This window comes from Sphingomonas sp. UYEF23 (assembly GCF_040546165.1).
GTDB lineage: Bacteria > Pseudomonadota > Alphaproteobacteria > Sphingomonadales > Sphingomonadaceae > Sphingomonas > Sphingomonas glacialis.
On the sequence record NZ_JBEPNG010000009.1, the window covers coordinates 106,876 to 131,110 of the forward strand.

At 66.4% G+C, this 24,235-nt stretch carries 22 protein-coding genes; 8 read left to right on the top strand and 14 right to left on the bottom strand.

Annotation, left to right across the window (positions count from 1 at the left end):
• Complete coding sequence (gene trmFO / locus ABIB28_RS15740; RefSeq protein WP_133189078.1) at nt 1–1,314, bottom strand: methylenetetrahydrofolate--tRNA-(uracil(54)-C(5))-methyltransferase (FADH(2)-oxidizing) TrmFO; 1,314 nt, start codon at nt 1,312–1,314, stop codon at nt 1–3.
• 224 nt (nt 1,315–1,538) lie between these two features.
• Between trmFO and ABIB28_RS15745 the strand changes: the two genes are divergently transcribed.
• The 3 genes from ABIB28_RS15745 to ABIB28_RS15755 all read left to right on the top strand — a co-directional run bounded on the left by ABIB28_RS15745 (nt 1,539) and on the right by ABIB28_RS15755 (nt 4,184).
• On the top strand, nt 1,539–3,245 hold the full coding sequence (locus ABIB28_RS15745) for a tetratricopeptide repeat protein (protein ID WP_354289024.1): 1,707 nt from the start codon (nt 1,539–1,541) through the stop codon (nt 3,243–3,245).
• Nucleotides 3,246–3,314: 69 nt separating this feature from the next.
• Nucleotides 3,315–3,746, top strand: a complete 432-nt coding sequence (locus tag ABIB28_RS15750) for a DUF488 domain-containing protein (protein WP_189675150.1) — start codon at nt 3,315–3,317, stop codon at nt 3,744–3,746.
• 99 nt (nt 3,747–3,845) lie between these two features.
• The gene (locus tag ABIB28_RS15755; protein WP_354289025.1) at nt 3,846–4,184 is read left to right on the top strand and encodes a PilZ domain-containing protein; all 339 of its coding nucleotides are present in this window, start codon (nt 3,846–3,848) and stop codon (nt 4,182–4,184) included.
• A gap of 9 nt (nt 4,185–4,193) precedes the next feature.
• On the opposite strand, the gene ABIB28_RS15760 is transcribed toward ABIB28_RS15755, so the two are convergent.
• The 5 genes from ABIB28_RS15760 to yaaA form a co-directional block, all read right to left on the bottom strand.
• Nucleotides 4,194–4,550 (bottom strand): DUF952 domain-containing protein, encoded by a 357-nt coding sequence (locus ABIB28_RS15760; RefSeq protein WP_354289026.1) that lies wholly within the window; start codon nt 4,548–4,550, stop codon nt 4,194–4,196.
• Complete coding sequence (gene gyrA / locus ABIB28_RS15765) at nt 4,547–7,318, bottom strand: DNA gyrase subunit A (protein ID WP_133189073.1); 2,772 nt, start codon at nt 7,316–7,318, stop codon at nt 4,547–4,549. Before gyrA ends, ABIB28_RS15760 begins: the two co-directional genes overlap by 4 nt.
• A gap of 110 nt (nt 7,319–7,428) precedes the next feature.
• Entirely contained in the window at nt 7,429–7,746 is a 318-nt protein-coding gene (locus ABIB28_RS15770) for a hypothetical protein (RefSeq protein WP_354289027.1), read from the bottom strand.
• Between the two features lie 221 nt (nt 7,747–7,967).
• Complete coding sequence (locus ABIB28_RS15775) at nt 7,968–8,666, bottom strand: SDR family NAD(P)-dependent oxidoreductase (RefSeq protein WP_354289028.1); 699 nt, start codon at nt 8,664–8,666, stop codon at nt 7,968–7,970.
• The gene (gene yaaA / locus ABIB28_RS15780) at nt 8,663–9,415 is read right to left on the bottom strand and encodes a peroxide stress protein YaaA (RefSeq protein ID WP_133189070.1); all 753 of its coding nucleotides are present in this window, start codon (nt 9,413–9,415) and stop codon (nt 8,663–8,665) included. Before yaaA ends, ABIB28_RS15775 begins: the two co-directional genes overlap by 4 nt.
• 182 nt (nt 9,416–9,597) lie before the next feature.
• Here yaaA and ABIB28_RS15785 point away from each other — a divergent pair, with 182 nt between their 5' ends.
• Nucleotides 9,598–10,887, top strand: a complete 1,290-nt coding sequence (locus ABIB28_RS15785) for a tetratricopeptide repeat protein (RefSeq protein ID WP_133189069.1) — start codon at nt 9,598–9,600, stop codon at nt 10,885–10,887.
• Between the two features lie 69 nt (nt 10,888–10,956).
• Here the strand turns inward: ABIB28_RS15785 and ABIB28_RS15790 are convergent, their stop codons facing one another.
• Entirely contained in the window at nt 10,957–11,871 is a 915-nt protein-coding gene (locus ABIB28_RS15790) for a LysR family transcriptional regulator (protein ID WP_354289029.1), read from the bottom strand.
• A gap of 96 nt (nt 11,872–11,967) precedes the next feature.
• Between ABIB28_RS15790 and ABIB28_RS15795 the strand changes: the two genes are divergently transcribed.
• Complete coding sequence (locus tag ABIB28_RS15795) at nt 11,968–13,176, top strand: MFS transporter (protein WP_354289030.1); 1,209 nt, start codon at nt 11,968–11,970, stop codon at nt 13,174–13,176.
• Nucleotides 13,177–13,191: 15 nt separating this feature from the next.
• Here ABIB28_RS15795 and map read toward each other — a convergent pair whose 3' ends face one another.
• The 4 genes from map to ABIB28_RS15815 form a co-directional block, all read right to left on the bottom strand.
• Nucleotides 13,192–13,980 (bottom strand): type I methionyl aminopeptidase, encoded by a 789-nt coding sequence (gene map / locus ABIB28_RS15800; protein WP_354289031.1) that lies wholly within the window; start codon nt 13,978–13,980, stop codon nt 13,192–13,194.
• A 1-nt stretch (nt 13,981) separates the two neighbouring features.
• Nucleotides 13,982–14,188 (bottom strand): ParD-like family protein, encoded by a 207-nt coding sequence (locus ABIB28_RS15805; RefSeq protein ID WP_354289032.1) that lies wholly within the window; start codon nt 14,186–14,188, stop codon nt 13,982–13,984.
• 111 nt (nt 14,189–14,299) lie between these two features.
• Nucleotides 14,300–15,385: an alkene reductase gene (locus ABIB28_RS15810; RefSeq protein ID WP_354289033.1), complete on the bottom strand. Its 1,086-nt coding sequence runs from the start codon at nt 15,383–15,385 to the stop codon at nt 14,300–14,302.
• 28 nt (nt 15,386–15,413) lie between these two features.
• Nucleotides 15,414–16,058 carry a DsbA family oxidoreductase gene (locus ABIB28_RS15815; RefSeq protein WP_354289034.1) on the bottom strand — a complete coding sequence of 215 codons (645 nt, stop codon included), beginning with the start codon at nt 16,056–16,058 and terminating at the stop codon, nt 15,414–15,416.
• Between the two features lie 140 nt (nt 16,059–16,198).
• Between ABIB28_RS15815 and ABIB28_RS15820 the strand changes: the two genes are divergently transcribed.
• Both ABIB28_RS15820 and ABIB28_RS15825 read left to right on the top strand, forming a co-directional pair.
• Nucleotides 16,199–16,624, top strand: coding sequence for an organic hydroperoxide resistance protein (locus tag ABIB28_RS15820; RefSeq protein WP_322163064.1), 426 nt, complete (start codon nt 16,199–16,201; stop codon nt 16,622–16,624).
• Nucleotides 16,625–16,641: 17 nt separating this feature from the next.
• The gene (locus ABIB28_RS15825) at nt 16,642–17,097 is read left to right on the top strand and encodes a MarR family winged helix-turn-helix transcriptional regulator (RefSeq protein WP_354289036.1); all 456 of its coding nucleotides are present in this window, start codon (nt 16,642–16,644) and stop codon (nt 17,095–17,097) included.
• A gap of 4 nt (nt 17,098–17,101) precedes the next feature.
• Here ABIB28_RS15825 and ABIB28_RS15830 read toward each other — a convergent pair whose 3' ends face one another.
• Entirely contained in the window at nt 17,102–19,144 is a 2,043-nt protein-coding gene (locus tag ABIB28_RS15830) for a putative bifunctional diguanylate cyclase/phosphodiesterase (protein WP_354289038.1), read from the bottom strand.
• 232 nt (nt 19,145–19,376) lie between these two features.
• Between ABIB28_RS15830 and ABIB28_RS15835 the strand changes: the two genes are divergently transcribed.
• Complete coding sequence (locus ABIB28_RS15835) at nt 19,377–20,012, top strand: SOS response-associated peptidase (RefSeq protein ID WP_354289039.1); 636 nt, start codon at nt 19,377–19,379, stop codon at nt 20,010–20,012.
• Between the two features lie 121 nt (nt 20,013–20,133).
• Here ABIB28_RS15835 and ABIB28_RS15840 read toward each other — a convergent pair whose 3' ends face one another.
• A complete protein-coding gene (locus tag ABIB28_RS15840; protein WP_354289040.1) occupies nt 20,134–23,313 on the bottom strand; it encodes an efflux RND transporter permease subunit in 3,180 nt (1,059 codons plus the stop codon).
• Nucleotides 23,310–24,098, bottom strand: coding sequence for a TolC family protein (locus ABIB28_RS15845; RefSeq protein WP_354289041.1), 789 nt, complete (start codon nt 24,096–24,098; stop codon nt 23,310–23,312). Before ABIB28_RS15845 ends, ABIB28_RS15840 begins: the two co-directional genes overlap by 4 nt.
• Nucleotides 24,099–24,235: the final 137 nt, after the last annotated feature.

The following is a 24,235-nucleotide window of genomic DNA, read 5'->3' on the forward strand; positions in this document are numbered from 1 at the left end:
TTACGCTGCCATCCACACCCCAAGCGCGTCGCGGGCACGGTCGGTGTACATTTTCTTGCGATCGGCCTTCTTGGTGCGGCCCTCGATCGGTGGGAACAGGCCGAAATTGACGTTCATCGGCTGGTACGTTTCCGCGACAGCGGCGCCGGTGATGTGGTGGAGCAGCGCGCCGAGCGCGGTTTCGACCGGCGGCGGCGTCATCGCGGCCCCGCCGAGCTCGGCCGCGGCGAAGCGCCCCGCGAGCAATCCGATCGCCGAGCTTTCGACATAGCCTTCGCAGCCAGTGATCTGTCCGGCGAAGCGAATGTTCGGGCGCGCCTTGAGCCGCAGCGTCGGATCGAGCAGTTCGGGCGAGCGGATGAAGGTGTTGCGGTGCAACCCGCCCAATCGCGCGAACTCGGCATTCTGCAGCCCGGGGATCGTGCGGAACAGGCGGACCTGCTCGCTATGCTTCAATTTGGTCTGGAAGCCGACGATGTTCCACAGCGTGGCCGAGGCATTGTCCTGCCGCAGCTGCACGACCGCATAGGGCCAGCGCCCGGTGCGCGGATCGTCGAGCCCGACCGGCTTCATCGGCCCGTAGCGCAAGGTGTCGACACCGCGCGATGCGGCGACCTCAATCGGCATGCAGCCTTCGAAATAGGGGACGTTCTCCCATTCCTTGAACTCGGTCTTTTCGCCTTCCATGAGCCCGGTGTGGAAGGCGAGATATTCGTCCTTCGTCATCGGGCAGTTGATGTAATCTTTCGTATCGCCCTTGTCCCACCGCGACGCCATCCAGGCGGTCTCCATGTCGATGCTGTCGAAATGGACGATCGGCGCAATCGCGTCGAAGAAAGCGAGCGCATCCTTGCCGGTCGCGCCGCCGATGTTGTCGGCCAGCGCGGGCGCGGTGAGCGGACCCGTCGCGACGATCGTGAGCCCCTCGGCGGGCAGGACGTCGACGCGTTCGCGGACGATCGTGATGTTGGGGTGTGCGCTGAGCGCCGCCGTTACACCGTCGGAGAAGCGATCACGATCGACCGCGAGCGCGGAGCCCGCCGGCACCTTGTGGACGTCCGCCTCGCGCAGGATCAGCGAGCCGAGCGTGCGCATTTCCTGGTGGATCAGCCCGACCGCATTGCTCGTCGCATCGTCCGAGCGGAAGCTGTTCGAGCAGACGAGTTCGGCGAGCCCATCGGTCTGATGCGCCGGGGTCATCTCGCCCGATCCGCGCATTTCGGAGAGCTTCACCTTGAAGCCGGCCTCGGCGAGCTGCCAGGCGGCTTCGGAGCCCGCAAGGCCTCCGCCGATAATGTGTACGTCGTGTGTCATGTGCTGGCTGATAGCGGGCGCGGGGCGGGGTGGCAAAGGCCGTGCGTGCGGAGCGCTTCGCGGCCCCGCGTCGACAGCACTGCGTTCGCGAGATGACAGAAACTTCACGCATGAATTTCGAGACTTAGCGCGCCCGCCCTCTACCGCTCGCCCCCGCCGCGCGATATGATTGCGCTCGGAGAACGTTCCTCGCGGTTGAAAGCCGCCCCTTACGGAGTCGTGTCATGGCGATCGGCCGGTATCTTGCTGCAGCGGTGATATGGTGGGGCGTCGCGGCACCCGGCGCGGCACAACAGCCGCCGGTCCAGGCCAAGACCGGGCCCGACATCGTCGTCCAAGGGCTGTCGGATACGCCGAGCGCATGGCGGCGCGCCGAGTCGGCGCATGTCATCGTCACGAGCAAGGGGAGCGAGGCAGAACTCAAGCGCGTCACCAACACGCTCGAGCGGCTCTATGCGTTGATGGCGCGGCTCTATCACCGGACCAATTCCGCCGACGACACGGTGAAGCTGCAAGTGACGCTCGTCGACTCGGCCGATTTCTTCAAGGCGATGAAGCTGCGCAACCTGCGCTCCGAAGAAGGCCCCTATGCGACGACCTTTGCCGGCGAGCGCTATTACGATCCGCGCGAAGATGGTCCGGTCCTCGCCGTCGCGCGGACCGATCAAGTGGTCAAGCTTTCCACCGCGCTCGCCGAGGATCGCGATCTCGAAGATGGGTCGACGTCGACCAATGACGAGGCGAGCGGCGGGACGAGCATGATGGGCGCGATGGCGCGTGCGCCGATCGCGCGGCGATGGGAGGCGGTGCTCTATTCGGCGTTCGCGCAGCATTTCCTGCTGACCTACGTGCCAGCCGCCTATCCGCGCTGGTATCTCGACGGGGTCGGCGCGTTGTTCTCGACGCTCGAAGTGCGGCGGGACGGCAAGGTCGACTATGCGCGCGATCCGCTCGATTACCGTCAGGTGTTCAATGCCTATGGGCCGCTGCGCGTGAAGCCGATCATAACTGGGGAATATCTCCAGGGGGATACGGGCAAGATGCGCTGGACGCCGTATCATGCCTGGCTGTTGACGCATTTCTTCCTCTTCTCGCAGCTCAAGGCCGAGCGGAGCGCGCAATTCCAACGCTATATGGCGGCGATCGGACAGGGCGTGCCGATGGCCGAGGCGGCAAAGGTGTTCGGCGATCTCAGCCGTCTCCAGCACGATCTCGACATCTATCAGGAGCGCGGCACCGAATATGCCCGCGCCGACGCCGTGCCACCACCGGGCGGCGATCCGTCGATCAACGTCGTGCCGCGCAGCAGCGCCGCGGTGATCGAGGCGCGGCTCGAACTAGGGACCCGGCTTGCCGCCGCGGCGGCGGACAGCGGCTGGGTGGCACAGCTGCACGATACGGTGGCCGATCTGCCGTACAATCCCGAGGCGTTGTTGACCGAAGCCGAGGTCGAGTGCCGCGCTGGTCAGCATGCCGCATGTCTCGCGTCGGCCGAGCGCGTGCTTGCCAGGGTTCCCGACAATATCCGCGCGCTCGCGTGGAAGGGAATCGCGCTGACGCATCAGGCGCTGGCAGGCCCGACGGCCGATCGCGTGGCCGCGCTCAAAGCGGCGCGTGTGCCGATCGTCCGCGCGCTGCGGATCGACAACGATACGCCGCTCCCGTTGCTCGCCTTCTTCAACAGCTATGCCGAGGCGGGCGAGCCTGTGCCCGACCAGGCGATGCTCGGGCTCGTCAAGGTGACGCAGGAAGTCCCCGCCGCGCCCGGGCCACGGCTGCTGCTCGCGCAGGAGCTGGTGCGGCAGGGGCATGCCGATCTCGCGCGGCAAGTGCTGATACCGGTGCTCTATGGCGGGTACGATTCACCCGAAAAGACCCGGGCACAGGCGCTGCTTGCGGCGTCGGGGGCCGCGCAACACGCCGCGCGCTGAGCTGCGGTATCGCGGCGGACGCATTGATCGCGCGGCGCTTCGTTCCGACATAGCGGACGAGGAGTTGCGATGAAGATCTATACGATCGGGTATGAAGCCACGACGATGGCGGCGTTTATCGATGCGCTGACTCGTGCGGGCGTCGCCCGCGTGATCGATGTTCGCGCGCTGCCTTTGTCGCGCCGGCCGGGATTTTCGAAGACGTCGCTTGCGGCGTCGCTCGCTGAAGCAGGGATCGACTATGTCCATTTGAGAGCGCTCGGCACCCCCAAACGTGGGCGCGATGCTGCCAAGAAGGGCGATGTCGCGACGCTCGAGGCGGTCTATGCCGAACAGCTCGTCCTGCCCGAAGCGCAGGCGCAAACCGCGCAGATGCTGGAACTCGCGGCGGAGAAGCCGAGCGCCCTGTTGTGCTTCGAGCGCGACCCGCGGCATTGCCATCGCACGCTGCTGCTCGAGGCCGAAGCGGCGGATGCCGAAGTGATCGATCTGTTCGCTTAAAGTGTCGTCATCTTTTGCTAAGCATCAATCTTAGGAACAGAGCTGTGCAGCGTCTGTTATCGGTCGAGGGCCAATACCCGAGTAGACAGGATTATGGGCGTGCGCAGCATCAAGGAGCTTCAGACGGCGCGGCGTGAGCAGCGGTACCCGACTCGCTTCGCCGGTACAGTGATCGTCGATCGCCAGCGACTTGCGATCGAGATCGCCGATATTTCCTGCGTCGGCGCGTGCGTTCGCGGGCACGATTTGCCGCAGCGCGGCCAGGAGATCCTGTTGCTGGCCAAGGATCTCGAAGTCGTCGGTACCGTGGTCTGGAGCGACGGCACCGCGTGCGGCGTCAACTTTCACAAGCCGATCGCGCCGCTCGCCGTTGTTCGCAGCAATCCCTATCTGCCCAACCTCAACACCTTCACCAAAGCGGTGGCGATGCGCGGTTGAGCCTTGCGCTCAGCCGGCGACGGGCAGCTTGACCTTGCCGTCGGCATCGCGCTCGAGCGGGCCGTAGGCGATTACCGTCTCGAGCAGCAGCGGACCACCGTACAGATGCGGGAAGAGCTGGCCACCGCGCGACTCTTCCCATTTGAGGCCCGCACCGAACGATCCGAGATCGACCGCAGCAACGTGCAGATCGCTCTGCCCGGCGAAATGCTTGTCGACCGTCTCGGTCAACTGCTCGGCGGTCGAGAGGTGGATGTAGCCGTCGGCAAGATCGACCGGCGCGCCGACGAAGCATTCCTCCTGCTCCAGCGTCGCCATCTGCTCGGCGGTGAGCACCTTGTACGCGGTCAGCGGCAAGTCGCTCATTCGCCATTCTCCGGGCCGGCGGCGAGATCGTCGCCGGTATCCGCCGTATCGTCAGGCGCGATCTCGACCGCGGTCAGGTCGCGCACGTCGGCCTCGGCATCGCCTTCGGACTCTTCGATCCGCGCGGCCGAGACGACATGCTCGTTCTTGCCGACATCGAACAGCTTCACGCCAGCCGAGTTGCGGCCGATCACGCGCATCGAGCCGAGCGTGGTGCGGATCACCTTTGCCTGATCGGTGACGAGCATCAGCTGATGGCCCTTGGTCGCAGCGAAGCTCGCAACGACGAGACCGTTGCGTGGGATGTTGTCGATATTGGTGATGCCCTGGCCACCGCGGCCGGTACGACGATAGTCATAGGCCGAGGACAGCTTGCCATAGCCGTTCTCGCAAACGGTCAGCACGAACTGCTCGCGCTCCATCAATTCCTGATAGCGCGCGGCCTCCATCGTCGGCTCGCCCTCGCGCTCGCCCTTCCACGGCGCGAAACGGAGATAATCCTCGCGCTCGTCGGGCGTCGCGCCGACACGGTGGAGGATCGACAGCGAGATCACCTTGTCGTCGCCCTTGAGCGCCATGCCGCGCACGCCGGTCGAGTTGCGGCTCTGGAACTCGCGGACCTCATGCGCTGCAAAGCGGATCGCCTTGCCCGCGCGCGTGGCGAGCAGGACGTCGTCTTCTTCGCTCAGCAAAGCGACGCCGATCAGGCGATCGTCCTCGTCGATCCCCTCGAACTTCATCGCGATCTTGCCCGCGGTCGGGATGTTGGCAAACGCGTCCATCGAGTTGCGGCGCACGCTGCCGTTTGCGGTCGCGAACATCACGTGGAGCTTGGCCCATTCGGCCTCGTCCTCGGGCAGCGCGAGCACGGTCGAGATGACCTCGCCCTCGGCGAGCGGGAGCAGGTTGATCATCGGCCTGCCGCGTGTCGCAGCACCGCCCTCGGGCAGCTTCCAGACCTTCATCCGGTAGACTTTGCCGAGCGTCGAGAAGAACAGCACCGGCGTGTGGGTCGACGTGACGAACAGGTTGGTGATCGCGTCCTCGTCCTTGGTCGCCATCCCCGCACGGCCCTTGCCGCCACGTGCCTGGGCGCGGAAGGTGTCGAGCGTGGTGCGCTTGATATAGCCCTGCATCGTCACGGTGACGACCATGTCCTCGCGCTCGATCAGATCCTCGTCGTCGATGCCGTCGGCGGCAGCGGCGATCTCGGTTTTCCGAGGCGTCGCGAATTCGGCACGGACCGCGACCAGCTCTTCGCGCATCACGGCGTACAGCTTGGCGCGGTTGGCGAGGATCTCGAGCAATTCGGCAATCGAATCGGCGAGGCCCTGGAGCTCGTTGCCGATCTCGTCGCGGCCGAGCGCGGTCAGGCGATGCAGGCGCAAGTCGAGGATCGCGCGGACTTGCAGCTCGGACAGGCGATAGGTCGCGCCGGTGACCTCGGTATCGACCGCTTCGACCAGCCGGATGTACGGCGCGATGTCGGCGATCGGCCAGTCGCGCGACAACAAGGCTTCGCGCGCCGCGGCGGGGCTCGACGAGCCGCGGATGATCTTGACGACTTCATCAAGGTTGCTGACCGCGATAACGAGGCCGAGCAACAGATGCGCCCGCTCGCGCGCCTTGGCGAGCTCGAACTTCGAGCGGCGCGTGATGACTTCCTCGCGGAAGCCGACGAACGCTTCGAGGATATCGCGCAAGTTGAGCAGTTCGGGGCGTCCGCCGCGGATCGCGAGCATGTTCGCCGGGAAGCTCGACTGCGCTGGGGTGTGGCGCCACAACTGGTTGAGCACGACGTCGGGGGTCGCGTCGCGCTTGAGGTCGATGACGATGCGCACGCCCATGCGGCTCGATTCGTCGCGGATATCGCTGACGCCTTCGATGCGCTTGTCCTTGGCGGCTTCGGCGATCTTCTCGACCAGGCCGTTCTTGCCGGTCTGGTAGGGGATCTCGGTCAGCACGATCGAGCGGCGATCGCCGCGGCCTTCCTCGACGACGTAGCGCGAGCGGATGATCACCGAGCCGCGGCCGGTCTCATAGGCCGAGCGTGCGCCCGAGCGGCCGAGGATGATCGCGCCGGTCGGGAAATCGGGACCGGGGACGATCTCGAGCAGTTCCTCGGTGGTGAGCGCCTCGCGCGCACCGGTCTTGGCGTCGAGCATCGCGAGCGTCGCGTCGATCACTTCGCCGAGATTGTGCGGCGGGATGTTGGTCGCCATGCCGACCGCGATGCCGCCGGCGCCGTTGACGAGCAAATTGGGGAAGCGTGCGGGCAGCACCGAAGGCTCGCGCTCCGAGCCATCGTAGTTCGGCGTGAAATCGACGGTGTCCTTGTCAATGTCCTCGAGCAGCGAATTCGTCACCTTGGCGAGACGCGCCTCGGTGTAGCGCATTGCCGCGGCTTTATCCGGGTCCATCGAGCCGAAATTGCCCTGGCCGTCGATCAGCGTGACGCGCATCGACCAGTCCTGCGCCATGCGGACCAAGGCGTCGTAGATCGAGCTGTCGCCGTGCGGGTGATATTTACCCATCGCATCACCGACGATGCGCGCGCATTTGCGATACGGGCGGTTGTAGACGAAGCCGCTTTCGCTCGCCGACCACAGGATGCGGCGGTGGACGGGCTTCAGGCCGTCACGAACGTCGGGCAGCGCGCGCGCGACGATCACGCTCATCGCATAGTCGAGATAGCTCGACTTCATTTCGTCGACGATCGAGATCGGCGCAATATCGGAAGGGTCGGCGAGCACGGTCTCGTCGGTCAATTTTCGGTGCCTTCGGCTGTGTTACGGGATTGCGACAACCCTAGCCCAGCACGGCGACGAATGCCACCCCTGCGCATGTCCCGGATGGGGGCGCAGGGGTGGGGAGAGCGTTATTTGCAGGCGCTCTTGGTCTTGTTGCCCGGCAGCGAGCAATTGTAGGTGACGGTCTTGCCGTTGGCGAGTTTCGCCTGGACCATCCGGCCGCCTGTCGTGGTGGTCTTGGTAGTGCGCGAATGTGCGACGGTGGTGGCCTTGACCGCCGTGGTGGGCGGGGTGGTCTTGGTGGTGGTCACCATCGTCTTGGTCGTCGGCGCGGCGGCTGGCTTGGCGACGGTGGTCTTGGTGGTCATCTTGGTCGCGACGGGTGTCTGCGCGAGTGCGGCGGTGCCCGACAGCAGGACGATGGCGGTGAATGCGTGTCTGATCATGACGGTCCCCTCAAAAAACCTTCGAGCGTTATGCGCGATGGTCGGGAGAATGCGGCCGATTTGCGACCATATCAATGGGTCGACGATGACAAGTTCGTCATGGAGCGGCGGCTCCTATCTCGTTCGGGCTGAGCCCGTCGAAGCCCCGCTTGCACCGGCACTTGGGGAGCGGCGCCTTTCGACAGGCTCAGGGCGAACGGGCGGGAGAGCACCCCGTTGGCTTAGAAGGGCACCTCCTTGCCTTCGAAATCGAACAGCTTGCCGGTATCGGGCGCCTTCAATTCCTCGATCACGTCGAGCAGTTGCAGCGCGGCGCGCTCGGTGTCGAACAGCCGGCCGGGCTGGACATTGCCCTGGAACGGCTTGGACAGCGCGGTGTCGACCGTGCCGGGATGCAGCGCGACGACGATCGCGCGATCGTTGCGGCGTCTCTCCTCGATCGCGATGGTGCGCACCAGCATGTTGAGCGCGGCCTTCGACGCGCGATAGCCGTGCCAGCCGCCCATCTTGTTGTCCGAAATGCTCCCGACCCGTGCCGACAGCGCGGCGAAGACGTTGCGCCCGGTCTTGGGCGTGATCGGCAGGAAATGCTTGGCCACGAGTGCGGGGCCGATCGCGTTGATCGCGTGGACGCGCGCCAGCCATCCCGGATCGAGCTCGCGCAGCGCCTTTTCCGGGCCACGCGCGTCGCCGTGAAGGATACCGGTCGCGACGATCACCAGCGTCGGCGCTGGGCCCTTGGCAACGTGCGCCGCTGCTGCCGCGATGCTCGCCTCGTCGGTCAGATCGAGATGGTGTGCGCCGGTGCGCGACCGCGCGAAACCGTGGACGACGTCGTACGCGCCTTCCTCGATCAGCGCCGCTTCGAACGCTGCGCCGATCCCGCCCGAGGCGCCGATGATGACGGCCGCGCCGCTCATGACCGCGCGAACCGCCAGCGATCGGCCGTGCTCTCGGCCGTGTCGAAACGATAGCCGTCGGTGTCGAAACCCTTCATGTCGTCGATCTCCGTGATGCGATGTTCGCACAGCCAGCGCGCGACGAGTCCCCGTGCCTTTTTGGCGTGGAAGCTGACGAAACGCGGGCCATCGGGGCCGGGCTCGCGGAAATCGACGTCGATCACCCGCACGCCGTCGAGCTTGCCGAGCACCGCGCCGAAATATTCCTGGCTGGCGAGATTGAGGACGACGCCCGATCCTTCGTGCGAGACCTCCTCGCGCACCGCGGCGGCAATGCGGTCGCCCCACCATTCGTACAGGCTGTGGCGGCGTGGTGCCCAGCGCGTCCCCATCTCGAGGCGATACGGCTTCATCGCGTCGAGCGGGCGGAGCAGGCCGTACAACCCCGACAGCATCCGCACATGATCCTGCGCGAAGGCGATTGCGGGCTCGTCGAGCGTCTGCGCCTCAAAGCCGGTATAGACGTCGCCGGCGAAGGCGAACAGGGCGGGACGCTCGGGCGCATCGGCGAAACCGGCGAAGCGGTCGGCGTTGAGCTTGGCGAGCTTGGGCGAGATATGCATCAGCTCGGACAGCCGTTTCTGCGACAGGTTCGCCGCCGATTTGGCGAGCGATTCGGCCTCGGCCACGAAGCGCGGCGTCGTCGGCGTGAGGGCGGGCAGGGGACTCTCGTAATCGAGCGTCTTGGCGGGGGAGAGCAAGGCGATCATCGCCCCGCCGTTAAGCTTCCGCCGCGAATGCGTCAAAGAGTCTCGCGTCAGGGATATATCGGGTTCAAGCGGTGTTCAGTCGCGGTGACACTACTGCCGTCGCTTGACGGTATACCCCGCGGCGTTAGAGCGGCGGCAGCAATCCGCCGCGCGCGGCCGCGCGGCAAGAGGAGAGTTCGACAATGAAGATGGTCTCGAAAATCGCTTTGGCTGCCACGCTTGTCGTCGGCATGAACGGCGCGGCGCTCGTCGCCCCCGCCTTCGCCGCAAAGAAGGAAAAGGCCGCCGATGCGGCCGCGCCGAGCCTGTCGAAGGAAGCGCGCGCTGCCGCGGTCGAAGTGCAGACCGCGATGAACGCGACCCCGAAGGATCTGGTGAAGGCCGCAGCATCGCTCGACGCACTCGATGCCGCTGCCAAGAGCGACTATGAAAAGTACCTCGCCTCGGGTCTGCGCCTCGCGCTGATCAATGCGCAGACCGCCGGCCAGCCCGAAACGCAGCGCGTCGCCGCGCTGACCCCGCCGCTCGACGCGATCATCGCCAATCCCGCGACGCCGAAGACCGAACTCGGCATTCGCTATAACGAGCGCGCCGGTTTCGCGTTTGCGACCAAGGATTATAAGCTGGCGGCGCAAGATTATATGAAGGCGCGCGAGCTCGGCGCGACCGATGCCGACCTCCAGCTCAACATCGCGCGCTCGAAGGTCGAAGCCGGCGACGTCGCTGGCGGCACCGCCGATCTCGAAGCTGCAGTGAAGGCCGAGAAGGCCGCTGGCCGCAAGGCGCCCGAGGCTTGGTATAAATATGCCTTCACGCGTCTGACCAAGGCCGGCCTGACCGAGCAGGCCGATGCCTGGACCGCAGCTTGGCTGACCGAATATGGCACCGCCCCGAACTGGCGCGGTGCGATCTACACCTTCGGCTTCCAGGGCCCGGCGGCGGTCAAGTACAGCAAGAACCGGATCGATCTGTTCCGCTTGCTGTGGGCGACCAAGAGCCAGGCCGGCCAGCGCGAATATATCGACTATGCCGATGCGGCGCTGACGATCGGCCTGCCTAATGAAGCCAAGACCGTGATCGACGAGGGTCTCGCGTCGGGCGTGATCCCCAAGGGCAACATCACCGCGACCGAGCTGCAGACGCGCGCCAAGACCGGGATCGCGGGCAGTTCTTCGCTCGCCATCAAGGAAAAGAACGCGATGGGCGCCCCGAAGGGCGATCTCGCGCAGCAGGCCGGCGACGCCTATTTCGGCACGCGCAACTACGCCAAGGCGATCGAGATGTACCGCCTGTGCGAGACCAAGGGCGCACCCGACGCCGACCGCAACAACCTCCACCTCGGGATGGCGCTCGCGCTGTCGGGGGATCGTGCCGCCGCCAAGACGACGCTCGCCAAGGTCGCAGCCGAGCCCAACAAGGCAATCGCGCGGCTGTGGACGGTGTTCGTCGATGCGCCGCCGACGGCTGCATGAGGATCGTCTGAGACGTGAAGCGAAAAGGGCGGCCCTAGGGTCGCCCTTTTTGTTTTGGCAGGATGCCGGTCAGGCGATCTCGAGGCCGGCGGTCAGCGCCTCGATCAGCGCATCGACCTTCGGACTGAGCTGGCGGCTGCGCGGCCAGACGAGATGCAGCGGCAGCCCGATCGTCGCCAGTTCGGGGAGGATCTCGATCAGTTCGCCACGCGCGAGCTCGTCCTTGATCAGCCAGGTCGCCAGCTGCGCGACCCCGAAGCCCGCCTTGACCGCGCCGACCTGCGCCTCGGCGCTGCCGAGCACGATCCGCCCGTCCATCGTCCGCTGTTCGATCCCGCCCGCAGTATCGGCGAAACGCCATGCGATCGTGCTGCCGTCGGCGCGGCCGTAGAGAATGCAGTCGAGCGCGGTGAGCGCCTCGACCGAAGCCGGCGTGCCGCGGCGCGCAAGATACCCGGGCGCCGCGCAGAAGATCACGCGCTCGCGCCCGAGATAGCGGTGCCCGAGATTGTCCGCCCAAACCTCCGAGCCGCCGATCCGGATCGCGACGTCGACGCTTTCCTCGATGATGTCGACCACGCGATCGGTGAAGGTGACGACCGGGCGCACGCCGGGATGCTGTTCTGCGAAGGCGAGCAAGACCGGCATCACTTGCATCCGCCCGAATGCCACCGGCACGTCGAGCTTGAGCCGCCCGACGATCTCGGAGCGCTGCGCGGCGAGCACCGCCTCGGCGTCGGCGAGGTCGCCGAGCACGCGCGCGCAGGTTTCGTAGAAGGCCGCGCCGGCGTCGGTCAAGGCGAGCCGGCGCGTCGTGCGGTCGAACAAGCGGCTGCCGAGCCGCGCCTCGAGCCGCGCGACGCTCTTGCTGACCGCCGAGTTGGTGAGGTTGAGGCGTGCGCCGGCGGCAGTGAAGCTGCCGGCATCGGCCGCACAGACAAACGCTTCGATGCCCTTGAGACGTTCGGACGGGATCAACGTCATCTCCATTCTGGAATTTCTGTCGCACCATAGCGGAAAAAACGCCGTGCGACTGAACTTTCCGTCGCGCGTTAGAGGCGGCTGAACAGGAGCCTGCCCATGTCGTCCGTCGTCCATCCCCATCTCGCAGCGCCGCCCGCGGTACCATCGGCGGGGCGCGGGCTCGCGGTGCTGCTACTCGCCGTCTCGGCGTTCGTGATCGTCACGACCGAGTTCATCATCGTCGGGCTGCTGCCGAGCCTCTCGCGCGATCTCGGGATCTCGATCTCCACCGCGGGGCAACTCGTCACGCTGTTCGCTTTCACGGTGATGCTGGCGGGGCCGTTCCTGACGGCGCTGCTCTCGCATTTCGAGCGCAAGCGGCTGTTCGTCACGATCCTGGTGATCTTCGCCGGCGCCAACGCGCTTGCCGCGGCCGCGCCCGACATCTGGATTCTCGGTCTCGCGCGCTTCCTTCCCGCGCTCGCGCTGCCGGTGTTCTGGGGCACGGCGAGCGAGACTGCGGGCGAGCTCGCCGGGCCCGAAAAGGCCGGCAAGGCGGTCGCCAATGTCTATCTCGGGATTTCGGGCGCGATGGTGCTCGGCATTCCGATCGGCACGCTCGCCTCGACCGCGTTCGGCTGGCGCGGGACGTTCTGGGGGCTGGCGGGGCTGTCGCTGGTGATGGCGGTATTGCTGTTCGTGGTGATGCCGACGCTGGCGCGGCCGGCGCGCGTGAAACTCGCCGAGCAGGCGCGGATCCTCAAGGACCCGTATTTCCTCGGCAATGTCGTGCTGTCGGTGATCGTCTTCACCGCGATGTTCACGGCGTACACCTATCTCGCCGACACGCTTGAGCAGATCGCGAACATCCCGGTCGGGCAAGTCGGCTGGTGGCTGATGGGCTTCGGCGTCGTCGGGCTGGGTGGCAACTGGCTGGGCGGGCAGTTCGTCGGGCGCGGGCCGCTGATGGTGACCGCGGTCACGGCGCTCGTGCTCGCGATCGGCATGGCGGCGACGACGCTGGTGGCGGGCTCGCATCTCTGGCTCGCGGTGGCGATCGCGGTGTGGGGGATCGCCAACACGGCGCTCTATCCGATCTGCCAGGTCCGCGTGATGCAGTCGGCGAGCCATGCGCAGGCGCTTGCGGGCACGCTAAACGTGTCGATGGCGAATGCCGGGATCGGGCTCGGCGCGATCATCGGCGGGTCGGTGATCCAGCATCTCGGGCTCGGGACGGTCGGTTATGTCGCAGCGGCCATCGCCGTGCTTGCCGCTATCGTCGCGGCGCTGGTCGGTCGGCTTAAGCCGGCAAGCGCGGCCGCATAGCGCCGCCGCCACCTCTCAGGTGGACGCCGCGCGCGACGGGAGCATCGATCTTTCGTCGCGGCGCAGCGTCAACACCTCGACGCCGGTGCGCGTGACCGCGACGGTATGTTCGAACTGGGCGCAAAGCTTTCCGTCGAGCGTCTCGACCGTCCATCCGTCGTCGGCGGTCGCGACCTTGCGCGTCCCCTGGTTGATCATCGGCTCGATCGTGAAGACCATCCCTTCGCGCAGCGTCATTCCGGTGCCGCGGCGGCCGAAGTTCAGCACCTCCGGCGCCTCGTGCATCTCGCGGCCGATGCCGTGCCCGCAATATTCTCGCACCACCGCATAGCCGTGCTTCTTGGCGTGGCGCTCGATCGCGTGGCCGATATCGCCAAGATGCGCGCCCGGGCGGACTTGGCCGATCCCCTGCCACATCGCCTCGCGCGCGACGCTGACCAGCCGTCGCGCGGCCGGTGAGGCGTTGCCGACGAGATAGGTCTTGCTCGAATCGGCGATAAAGCCGTTCTTCTCGAGCGTGATATCGAGATTGATGACGTCACCGTCGCGGATGATCTCGGCCGCATCGGGAACGCCGTGGCACACGACTTGATTGATCGAGCAGTTCAGCACGAACTTGAAGCCATATTGCCCCTTGCTCGCCGGGCGCGCGGCAAGATCGACGGTGATGAAGCGTTCGACGAGATCGTTGACCGCGAGCGTCGACAGGCCAGTCAGATCGAGCGTGTCGAGCATCTCGAACACAGCGGCGAGCAACTTGCCCGAAACGCGCATCAGCGCGAGTTCGTCGAGCGTCTTGACCATGTCAGGCTGCCGTCAGATCGGCGATGTGCAGCGGCGCCGCGGCATATTGCGTCTTGATGATGTCGCTGAACGACAGCGTGGGATTGGCTTCCGCCAGCATCCCGATCTTCATCCAGAACTCGGCCTGCGCGTTGATCGAGCGGCACATGACCGCGCTTGCGCGCCGCGCTTCCGCGTGCAGAGCGTCGTCGATCTTCACAATACCCATATTCGCCTCCGAGACCGCCACGATATGAAGCGTACATGTTTCATATGGTGGCGGCCGTCGCGACACAAGCGCGATCGGGCGAAACCTGCGCAGTGCAGGCCTCGCGATCGATCAGGCGGTCTGCTCGGCGAGCGTCGGATAGTCGGTGTAGCCCTTCGCCCCACCGCCATAGAGCGTGGCCTGATCGATCGTGTTGAGCGGCGCATGCTGCTTGAAGCGCTCGACCAGATCGGGATTGGCGATGTACGGCTGCCCGAATGCGATCAGATCGGCAGTATTCGACTCGACTGCCTTGGTGGCGAGTTCGAGCGTGTAGCCGTTATTCGCCATATAGGTGTTGGCGAAACGGCGGCGCAGCGAGGCGTAATCGAACGGCGCGAAATCGCGATCGCCGCCCGTCGCACCCTCGATCACATGGAGATAGACCAAGTCCAGCGCGCTCAGCGCATCGACGATATAGTCGAACAGCGGCTGCGGGTTGCTGTCCGAAACGCCGCTTGCAGGCGAGACCGGCGAAATGCGGATGCCGGTGCGATCGGCACCGACCTCGGCGACGACCGCCTTGGTCACCTCGAGCATCAGCCGTGCGCGGTTCTCGATGCTGCCGCCGTACGCGTCGGTCCGGTGGTTCGCGCCGTCCTTGGCGAACTGGTCGAGCAGATAGCCATTGGCGCCGTGGACCTCGACGCCGTCGAAACCGGCACGGATCGCGTTGGCGGCCGCGCGGCGGAAGTCCTCGACGATGCCGGGCATCTCGTCGAGTTCGAGCGCGCGCGGCGTCGAGGTGTCGACAAAGGCATTGCCGACGAAGGTCTTCGCCTCCGCGCGGATCGCCGAGGGCGCGACGGGGGCGCCGCCGTCAGGCTGGAGGTCGACATGCGAGATGCGCCCGACATGCCACAGCTGGAGGAAGATCTTGCCGCCCGCCGCGTGGACGCGGTCGGTCACGACGCGCCAGCCTTCGACTTGCGCATCGGTGTAGATGCCGGGCGTGTCCTGATAGCCCTGGCCTTGCTGCGACACCTGCGTCGCCTCGGCGATGAGCAGGCCGGCGGTGGCGCGCTGCGCATAATAGTCGGCGGCGAACGGGCCGGGGACGAAGCCCGCCGCCGCGCGGTTACGCGTGAGCGGGGCCATCACGATGCGATTGGCAAGCGGGATCGTGCCGAGCGTGTAGCTGTCGAACAGGGTAGCCATTTGTGTGTCTTTCGGTCGCTGAGGGGGATCAGGCGGCAGCGATTTCGCGGATCGCGCGCTCGAACAGTTCGGTCGGCTGGCCGCCCGAGATCAAGTGACGATCGTTGATGATGATCGCGGGGACGGAGGAGATGCCGCGCGATTGCCAAAGCTGCTCGGCGGCGCGGACTTCGCGGGCATAGGCGTCGCTCTCCAGGATCTCCGCGGCGCGTGCCCGATCGAGCCCGACCTTTTCGGCGAGCGCGACCAGGACGGCATGGTCCGAGGGATCCTGCTGATCGGTGAAATACGCTTGGAACAACGCGCGCTTGAGGTCTGCTTGCTTGCCTTCGAGCTCGGCCCAGTGGAGCAAGCGGTGGGCGTCGAAAGTGTTGTAGATGCGGCTGTCAGCGCCCATCGCCATCGTGAAGCCGAGATCGGCGGCGCGCTCGCGGATCGTCGCGCGGTTGGCGGCGGATTGCTCGGGCGTCGCGCCATATTTCTCGGCGATATGCTCACCGATGTTCTGGCCGTCCTTGCCCATCTGCGGATTGAGTTCGAACGGCTGGAAGGTGATTTCGGCATCGACCACGTCGCTCGTCCGCGCGAGCGCGTCCTCGAGCGCGCGCAGGCCGATGATGCACCACGGGCAGGACACGTCGGAAACGAAATCGATCTTCATTGGCTTGGGCATGGGGCACCATCTGCGGTTGGAGTGTTGAAAGGCGATGTGGGGACTGGGCGACGCAAAAACAGGGGTGGGAACCACTTGTGTGCGATTAAATCGTGCACAATATAAAAGCTCCTTTCGATCCTCACTTCAGGAGACTCACGATGAGCACGCTCTACAGCACCAAGGTAACCGCAGTCGGCGGCCGCAGCGGCACGATTCGCAGCGACGACGGCTTGCTCGACCTCCAGCTTGCGATGCCGACCGCGCTCGGCGGCAAGGGCGGCGCGACGAATCCCGAGCAGCTGTTCGCCGCGGGCTATGCCGCTTGCTTCGAAAATGCGGTGATCCATGTCGGCCGCAGCAAGCCGCAGAAGGTCAAGGATGACGACATCCTCGTCGTCGCAGAGGTCGGCCTGTCGCCCAACGCTTCGGGTGGCTTCGTCCTGTCGGTCGCGCTCGACGTGACGATCACCGGGCTCGATCAGGCCGCTGCCGAGGCGCTCGTCGCGCAAGCGCATGCGGTGTGCCCCTATTCGAACGCGGTAAAGGGCAATATCGACGTCAAGATCACCGTCACCACCAAGTGACGCACACGGAGGCGGCGATGCGCGAAGACGACGATTTCCTGCGGCTCGACCGACAGGTCTGCTTCCCGCTCTACGCCGCCTCCAATCTGTTCGGTCGGCTGTATCGTCCCGTGCTCGCCGAGCTTGGGCTTACCTATCCGCAATATCTGGTGATGCTCGTGCTGTGGGAGCAGGCGCCGCAAAGCGTCGGCGCACTCGGCGAGCGGCTGCATCTCGACAGCGGCACGCTGACGCCGCTGCTCAAGCGAATGGAGAGCGCCGGGCTGGTGACGCGCCAGCGCGATGCCACCGACGAACGTCGCGTGTTGGTCGGCGTGACCGCACAGGGCGTGGCGTTGCGCGACGCCGCGCGCGCGGTGCCGCAGACCTTGGCGAGCGGGCTCGGCCTGTCGGCGGCCGAACTTTCCGATCTCCGCGCGACGGTGCAGCATCTCGTCGGCGTTCTCGCGACCGCCGAGGCGGAGGTCTCCTAGCGGCTCAGCCCGCGAGCCGGTGCACGCCGTCGTCGCCCGGCGCGAGCGACCGCGCCTGCGAGTCGGCGACGAAGGCGAGGCACTGCGCCATCGGCATCGGGCGCGCGAGGTGATAGCCCTGCATCATCTGGCAGCCGAAGGTCCGCAACATGCGCAGATCGTCGATGCTCTCGACGCCCTCGGCGGTCACGTCGATCCGTAGCGACTGGCCGAGATTGAGCACCGCCTTGACCAGCACTTGGTCACCCGCGGAATCGGCAAGCCCCGAGACGAAGCAGCGATCGATCTTGAGGCTGTCGACCTTGAGCGTGCGCAGCAGCGACAGCGACGAATAGCCGATCCCGAAATCGTCGATCGCGATGCGGATTCCCGCATTCGACAGCGCCATCAGCTTGCGTGCGCAATCGGCGGTGTCGAGTGCGGTCTCCTCGGTGATCTCGATCTCGAGCGCGGTGGGGGGCAAGCTGCGCTCCGCCAGCGCGGACAGGATCATCCGGTCGACCGGCAATTGCGACATTTCGCGCGGCGATACGTTCATCGCGACGGTGACATGATCGACACCGCGCTCGCGAAGCGCCGCGATCATCGTGCAGACGCGGTCGAGGATCAGGTCCATCAGCGGCCGCGCGAAGCCCGCCTTGGCGGCGGTCGCCATCAGATCGGCGGGCATGATCCAGCCGAGCGTCGGATGCTGCCAGCGCACCAGTGCCTCCAGCCCGAAGACCCGGGTGCCGCCATCGCCGAACATCGGCTGGAACCACACGTCCACTTCAGCCCGGATCAGCGCCGCGGGCAGATCGCGCTCGATGTCGCGGCGCAGGTCGAGCGTGCTGCGCAGATCGTCGCCGAACACGTGGCAGCGGTTCCGCCCCGCCGCCTTGGCCGCATACAGCGCGAGATCGGCGCACGACAACATTTCGGGCATCTCGCTGTCGTGCGTCAAATGCAGCCCGACGCTCAGCCCGACACGCGCCACCGTGCCGAAGGTCGGGTATGGCGCCGCCACCGCGCCGATCAGCCGGTCGGCGAGATCGAGCGGCGGGGTGAGCGCGGCATCGGCCGCGAGCAGGACGGCGAACTCGTCGCCACCCCAGCGGCTGATAAGGACATCCTCAGGCAATTCGCTACACAGCCGTTGCGCCACCTCGACCAGTACCTCGTCGCCGATCTTGTGACCGAACACGTCGTTGATCGCCTTGAAGCCATCGAGATCGAGCAGCATCAGGCAGAAGGGCGGCTTGGCCCGCTCCATCTGCGCCGCAGCAGCGCGCAGGAAACCGGCACGATTGAGCAAGCCAGTCAGATGGTCATGGTCGGCGCGGTGGCGCATCTCGCTCGCGGTGCTCTGCGCGCTGGCATTCGCGGATTCGAGCGAGCTGTTGAGCGTCGCCATGCAGTGCGTCAGCGCGCTGGCGCGGCGGAAGGTCGCCTCGGCCTGCCGCGCGGTGGCGACCAACGCCGCCCAATAGAGCACCATCGTCGCCGCGAGCATCGTGCGATCGAACCCGCCGACCGCGAGCAGCGCGATCGCGGTCGAAACGATCGGCGGCGTGATGAAGGCGATCGGCACGCGCGCGCACGCGCCGCCATGCGACACCGCGCCGGCGGTTATGCCGCAGCCGACCGCGAGAAAGAACAACGATTGCTGCGTCGTGTAGAGCGCGCACAGCCACGGCAGCGTCGCCCACGCGCACCCCGACGCGAGCGTGACGACCCACAAGGCGCGGAGCTGGCGTTCGACGGCCGCGGGGGTGACAGGCGGTGTTGCCGCGCTACGACGACCTCGCGTGCGCCACTGCAAGACACCGCGTGCGATGTTGACGCTCAACGATGCAGCGAGCCAGAGGAGCGCCATGCGCGTGGCGCCGGCGTGCCACGCGACGGCGGCGCAGAGCAGGGTGAGCAGGCCGTTGATCGGCAGCGCGATCGCCACGCTGCGCTGCGCCTCGACCAGCTGATCGACCCGGACGCGCCAGTCCGAGCACGACGCTTCCCCAAAGGCTGACGATGCGCCGGGAGATTCGCCGGATAGAGTGGTATCGACCATGACTGCCCCTTGCACGCTATCCGTAACGATCGGGTAAAAATGGCGGCTGGCTGCGGGATGTTCCGGAAGCGATACCACTGCTGACCGCACAAGATCGGAGTGGAGACGTGGCGTGTGGGTGGATTGATCGCCGCCTAGCGGTTGCTTAGATGGCGGGACGCGGTAGCCTATGGCGCGCTCCTCCAGGGGCGAGGTGTCGGCCCTTCAGCCCAATCCACCGGAGCGACCGACGATGTGCAACCGCGCCCGCCTCAGCTACGAGCCCGAAACGCTCCGCACGCACCTCGCGACGGTGTTCGAACCCGAGCGCCCGCTCGACAATCGTTTCAACCCGCGCGAGCTGATGCCGCGCGGACGCGCGTATGTCGTGCGCGAGGAGGCCGGGCGGCGCGGGCTCGATATCATGGCGTGGGACGTGCTCGGCGGCGCGGCGGCGTGGCCGATGACCAACGTCCGCAATCTCGGCCTGTCGCAGTGGCGTGCGCTCGCCGCCAGCCCCGAGAATCGCTGCCTCGTACCGCTCAGCGAATTTTGTGAATGGACGCCCGACGCGCAGGATCTCGGCGACGGCAAGAAGCCGCTCAAGGGCGAGATGTGGTTCCAGGTGACCGACCAGCCGCTGTTCTGCGTCGCTGGGTTCTGGCAGCGTACCGCCAAGGGCAACGGCTTCACGATGGTGACCTGCGACCCCAACCCGCTGGTCGCGCCGATCCATCCCAAGGCGATGGTCACGATCCTCGCGCCCGAGGATCATGAGCGCTGGCTGCGGGGCAGCTATGACGATGTGGTCGCGCTGCAGCGCCCGTATCCGGCGGAGCGGATGACGGTGCGCGGGCCGGTGTTCCCGACGCGGCGGAACGAGACGTAGCCATCCCCCCGCCGTCACCCCGGCCTCGTGCCGGGGTCCACCGTGATCCACATACTGCCGGTTCAGCGTACGCGGCACGGTGGGCCCCGGCACAAGGCCGGGGTGACGGCGGGGGGTGGGATCAGTCGGCCGCCACCTCGTCCTTGGGCTTCGCCTTGCCAGCGTCGCGGATCAACCACCGATACAGGCTCGGCAGCAGCACCAGCGTCAGCAGCGTCGAAGTGACGATCCCGCCGATCACCACCGTCGCCAGCGGGCGCTGAACCTCCGCACCGGCGCCACTCGCGATCGCCATCGGCACGAAGCCGATCGAGGCGACCAAAGCAGTCGACAGCACCGGCCGCAATCGATCACGCGCGCCTTGACGCACCGCGTCGTCGACCGGAAGCGCATCGCCGTCGCGGCCGTCGCGCAGGCTGTTGATATGATCGATCAGCACCAGCCCGTTGAGCATCGCGATCCCCGACAGCGCGATGAAACCGATCGCCGCGGTGATCGAAAAGGGCATCCCGCGCAGCCACAGCGCCAGCACGCCGCCCGTCACCGCGAACGGAATGCCGGTATAGACAATCGCCGCCTCCTTCACGCTGCCAAGTGCTGCATAAACCAGCAGGAAGATCAGGATCAGCGCGGCAGGCACGACGATCGACAACCGCTTCTGCGCGGCCTCGAGCTGATGGAACTGCCCGCCGAATTCGATGCGATAGCCTGGCGGCAGCTTGACCTGCTGCTCGACCTCGGCGCGCGCCTTTTTGACATAGCCGGCAAGATCGCTGGTCTTGAGATTGACCATCAACGCTGCACGGCGCTTGCCGCCGTCGTGCAGGATCGGCTCGACCGCGCGGATCGTCCGCAAGTGCGCGACGCGTGACAGCGGCACCATGCCGTATTCGCCGACGCGCAGCGGCAGTGCGAGGATCGAAGCGGGGTCGGCGCGCAGGTCTTCCTTCATCCGCACGACGATCATGTGGCGTGCTTCCTCGTGCGGGATGAATCCCTCCTCGGTCCCCGCGATCGCATCGGTGATCGCCTTGTTGACCTCGGCGGTCCCCAGCCCAAGCCGGTTGAGCGCCGCATGGTCGAGCTCGACGACGACGCTCTTCGGGCGCCCGGCGGTCTCGAACTCAACACCGGCCGTGCCGGGCTGCTTCTCGAGAATCGCCTTGGCCTGCTTGGCCGCCTTTTCGAGCACGTCGTAATCCTCGCCGAACACCTTGACCGAGACGTCGGCGCGGACGCCCTCGAGCATCTCGTTGAAGCGCATCTCGATCGGCTGGGCGAACTCGAAGGTCTGGCCCTTATAGACCTTCCGCCCGATCTTCTCGATCCCTGCGACCAGCTCTTCCTTGGTCTTGGGCTTGCCCTCGCCGGTCGGCCAGTCCTTGAGCGGCGCGTAGAAGATGTAGAGATCGTTTTCGTTCGGCGGCATCGGATCGGTCGCGACTTCGCTGGTGCCGATCCGCGAGAAAGTGTGCGTCACTTGCGGGAACTGGCGCTTGATCTGGCGCTCGGTTTCCTTCTCGATCGCCAGGCTACGGTCGAGCGACATGCCGACCGGACGATACACCATTGCGGTGATCGCGCCCTCGTCGAGCTGCGGGGTGAATTGCGAGCCGAGCGTCCGGAAGACGAGGAACGTCCCCGCCAGCAGGATGAGCGCGCCGAGCACGAGCAGCCTGGGATGCGCGAGCGCGCGCTCGAGCACGGGGACATAGCCGCGTTCGGCATAGCCGATCAGCCCCGTCTTGCCGCCGTCGCCGGCTTCGCCAGCGGGCGCGCGCAGCAGCCAGGCGGCGAGCGCGGGGACGATCGTGAAGGTCCAGATCAGCCCGGCGAAGATCGCGAGCATCACTGCTTGCGCCATCGGCTGGAACAGCTTGCCCTCGACCCCGCCGAGGCTGAGCACGGGCACATAGACCAGCGCGATGATCACGATCCCGAACAGCGTCGGCCGCGCGACCATCTTGGCTGCATCGGCGACGGTCTGGCGGCGTTCCTCGGGCGTCAGATCCTCGCCCTTGTCGCGCCGTCGCTCGGCGAGCAGCCGCAGGCTGTTCTCGATCACGACGATCGACCCGTCAACGATCAGTCCGAAATCGAGCGCGCCCAGACTCATCAGATTGCCCGACACGCCGATCGCGGTCATGCCCGAGACGGTTACGAGGAAGGCGAGCGGGATGACCAGCGCGACGATCAGCGCCGCGCGCCAATTGCCCATCACGACGAGCAAGACGAGCGCGACGAGCAGCGCGCCTTCGCCGAGATTGTGTTCGACCGTCGAGATCGCGCGATCGACCAGATCGGCGCGGCTATATTGCCGGTCGAGCACCATGCCCTTGGGCAGCGCCGCCTGGATGTCGGGCAACGCATCCTGTACGCGCAATGCGACTTCGCGGCTGTTCTGCCCGACGAGCATCATCACCGTGCCGAGGACTGTCTCGCGCCCGTTCTGCGTTGCTGCCCCCTGGCGCGGGGCCGAGCCGATCACGACGTTCGCCAGATCGCGCACTTGCAGCGGCAGCACGCCGGCGGCGAACTTGACCGGGATCGAGCCGATCTCGGTCGCATTCGTGACGCGCGCCTTGGTCAGCACGGTGAAGCGCTCGGGCCCGCGCACGATGATTCCGCCGCCGGCATTCTCGACATTCTTGCCGACCGCATCGGCGAGTTCGCCCGCGGTTACGCCGTGCAGCGTAAGGCGTGCGGGATCGGGCTGGACGACGAACTGCTGCTCCATCCCGCCGTTCGAATTGACGTCGGCGACGCCGGTGACCGCGCGCAGCATCGGACGGACGGTATATTCCTGCGCCTCGTAGAGCTCCATCAGCTGGCGCTGCGCGTCATAATCCTTGGGCGGATTCTTCCATTCGAGCGTGTAGTAATAGATTTCGCCCAAGCCCGTCGTGATCGGCGCCATTTGTGGCGTCGCACCCGGCGGAAGCTGATCGCGCACCGCCTGGATTCGCTCGGCGACGAGCTGGCGCGCGCGCAGCTGGTCGGTCCCGTCCTTGTAGAGCAAGGTGACCTGGCTCAGCCCGGTCTTGGTCAGCGAGCGGGTTTCCTGCAGGCCTGGCTGGCCCGCCATCGCCCGCTCGATCGGCAGCGTCGCGAGCCGCTCGATCTCCTCGGGCGCGAGCGAGGGGACCATCGTGTTGATCTGGACCTGGACGCCGGTGATGTCCGGAATTGCGTCGATCTTGAGCGCCGAATAGGCGCCCATGCCGAGCATCGCGACGATCGCGGTGACGATCGTCACCGCCAGCCGGTGACGCGTCACCAGCGCGAGCAACCAGCCGATCATCGCGCGAGCGCGGTCCCGCCGTTGAGCGCACGCAACTGGAGCAACGCCTCGAGCGCCTCGCGCCGCGTATCGAGCACGGCGTTGGTCGCCTCGATATAGGATTGCTGCATCTGCATATAGACCTGCAGCGGGATCGCGCCGAGGCGATAGTTGCGGTCGGCGTCGGCGGCGGCATCGGCAAAGCCCTGCGGCGTGCTGCCCGACCATTGGCCGAGCGCCTTGCGCTTGGCCTCATATTGCGCAGCCTGGTCGAACACGTCGCGCTCGATCCGGCGCTCGGCGTTGATCAGCGTGGCATTGGCCTGCGCCTGGCGGCCTTGTTGCGCGGCGACGTCGCCCGCCTGGCGATTCCATACCGGCAGCGTGGTCGACAGCCGCACACCGTAATTGGTCTCGCGAATGTCGGAGCGGGCGCGGTCGTAATACGGGCCGACGCCGACGATCGGGATCCGCGACTTGCGCGCAAGATCGACGCGGAGGCCCTGCTGCTCGAACTGCGCGCGCAGCGACTTTAATTCGAAATTGTTGGCGGCGGCACTCGCCGCAAGCGCTGCGCCCGAGGGGAGATCGGGTAGACGCATGTCGGGGCGGATGACCCGGATCCGCGCCGCGAACGGTGCACCGCGCAACTGATTGAGCTCGTACAGCGCCGAATTCGCCTCGGCATCGGCCATCGCCGCGGTGCGCTCGGCGGTGATTGCGCCGGCCTGGAGCGATGCCGCTTCGAGCCGTGGGGCAGGGCCGGCGGGATCGCGTGCGACGAGAACGCGCGAAAGGTCGCGCATCCGTGCGGCGACGGTTCGTGCGGTGGCGGCCTTTTCGTCGGCTGTTGATTTCCACTGAGAGCTGACCCGGGAGGCGCATAATTTCCACTGAGAAGTGACCCATGTTTTGATCTTCCCCTGGCTGCCTGGTCGGGGGA

Excerpts from the sequence above, each read along its gene's own strand:
- trmFO (WP_133189078.1), bottom strand. The coding sequence starts at position 1,314 with ATGACACACGACGTACACATTATCGGCGGAGGCCTTGCGGGCTCCGAA.
- ABIB28_RS15745 (WP_354289024.1), top strand. The coding sequence starts at position 1,539 with ATGGCGATCGGCCGGTATCTTGCTGCAGCGGTGATATGGTGGGGCGTC.
- ABIB28_RS15750 (WP_189675150.1), top strand. The coding sequence starts at position 3,315 with ATGAAGATCTATACGATCGGGTATGAAGCCACGACGATGGCGGCGTTT.
- ABIB28_RS15760 (WP_354289026.1), bottom strand. The coding sequence starts at position 4,550 with ATGAGCGACTTGCCGCTGACCGCGTACAAGGTGCTCACCGCCGAGCAG.
- ABIB28_RS15770 (WP_354289027.1), bottom strand. The coding sequence starts at position 7,746 with ATGATCAGACACGCATTCACCGCCATCGTCCTGCTGTCGGGCACCGCC.
- ABIB28_RS15775 (WP_354289028.1), bottom strand. The coding sequence starts at position 8,666 with ATGAGCGGCGCGGCCGTCATCATCGGCGCCTCGGGCGGGATCGGCGCA.
- yaaA (WP_133189070.1), bottom strand. The coding sequence starts at position 9,415 with ATGATCGCCTTGCTCTCCCCCGCCAAGACGCTCGATTACGAGAGTCCC.
- ABIB28_RS15785 (WP_133189069.1), top strand. The coding sequence starts at position 9,598 with ATGAAGATGGTCTCGAAAATCGCTTTGGCTGCCACGCTTGTCGTCGGC.
- ABIB28_RS15790 (WP_354289029.1), bottom strand. The coding sequence starts at position 11,871 with ATGACGTTGATCCCGTCCGAACGTCTCAAGGGCATCGAAGCGTTTGTC.
- ABIB28_RS15795 (WP_354289030.1), top strand. The coding sequence starts at position 11,968 with ATGTCGTCCGTCGTCCATCCCCATCTCGCAGCGCCGCCCGCGGTACCA.
- map (WP_354289031.1), bottom strand. The coding sequence starts at position 13,980 with ATGGTCAAGACGCTCGACGAACTCGCGCTGATGCGCGTTTCGGGCAAG.
- ABIB28_RS15805 (WP_354289032.1), bottom strand. The coding sequence starts at position 14,188 with ATGGGTATTGTGAAGATCGACGACGCTCTGCACGCGGAAGCGCGGCGC.
- ABIB28_RS15810 (WP_354289033.1), bottom strand. The coding sequence starts at position 15,385 with ATGGCTACCCTGTTCGACAGCTACACGCTCGGCACGATCCCGCTTGCC.
- ABIB28_RS15815 (WP_354289034.1), bottom strand. The coding sequence starts at position 16,058 with ATGCCCAAGCCAATGAAGATCGATTTCGTTTCCGACGTGTCCTGCCCG.
- ABIB28_RS15820 (WP_322163064.1), top strand. The coding sequence starts at position 16,199 with ATGAGCACGCTCTACAGCACCAAGGTAACCGCAGTCGGCGGCCGCAGC.
- ABIB28_RS15825 (WP_354289036.1), top strand. The coding sequence starts at position 16,642 with ATGCGCGAAGACGACGATTTCCTGCGGCTCGACCGACAGGTCTGCTTC.
- ABIB28_RS15830 (WP_354289038.1), bottom strand. The coding sequence starts at position 19,144 with ATGGTCGATACCACTCTATCCGGCGAATCTCCCGGCGCATCGTCAGCC.
- ABIB28_RS15835 (WP_354289039.1), top strand. The coding sequence starts at position 19,377 with ATGTGCAACCGCGCCCGCCTCAGCTACGAGCCCGAAACGCTCCGCACG.
- ABIB28_RS15840 (WP_354289040.1), bottom strand. The coding sequence starts at position 23,313 with ATGATCGGCTGGTTGCTCGCGCTGGTGACGCGTCACCGGCTGGCGGTG.
- ABIB28_RS15845 (WP_354289041.1), bottom strand. The coding sequence starts at position 24,098 with ATGCGCGACCTTTCGCGCGTTCTCGTCGCACGCGATCCCGCCGGCCCT.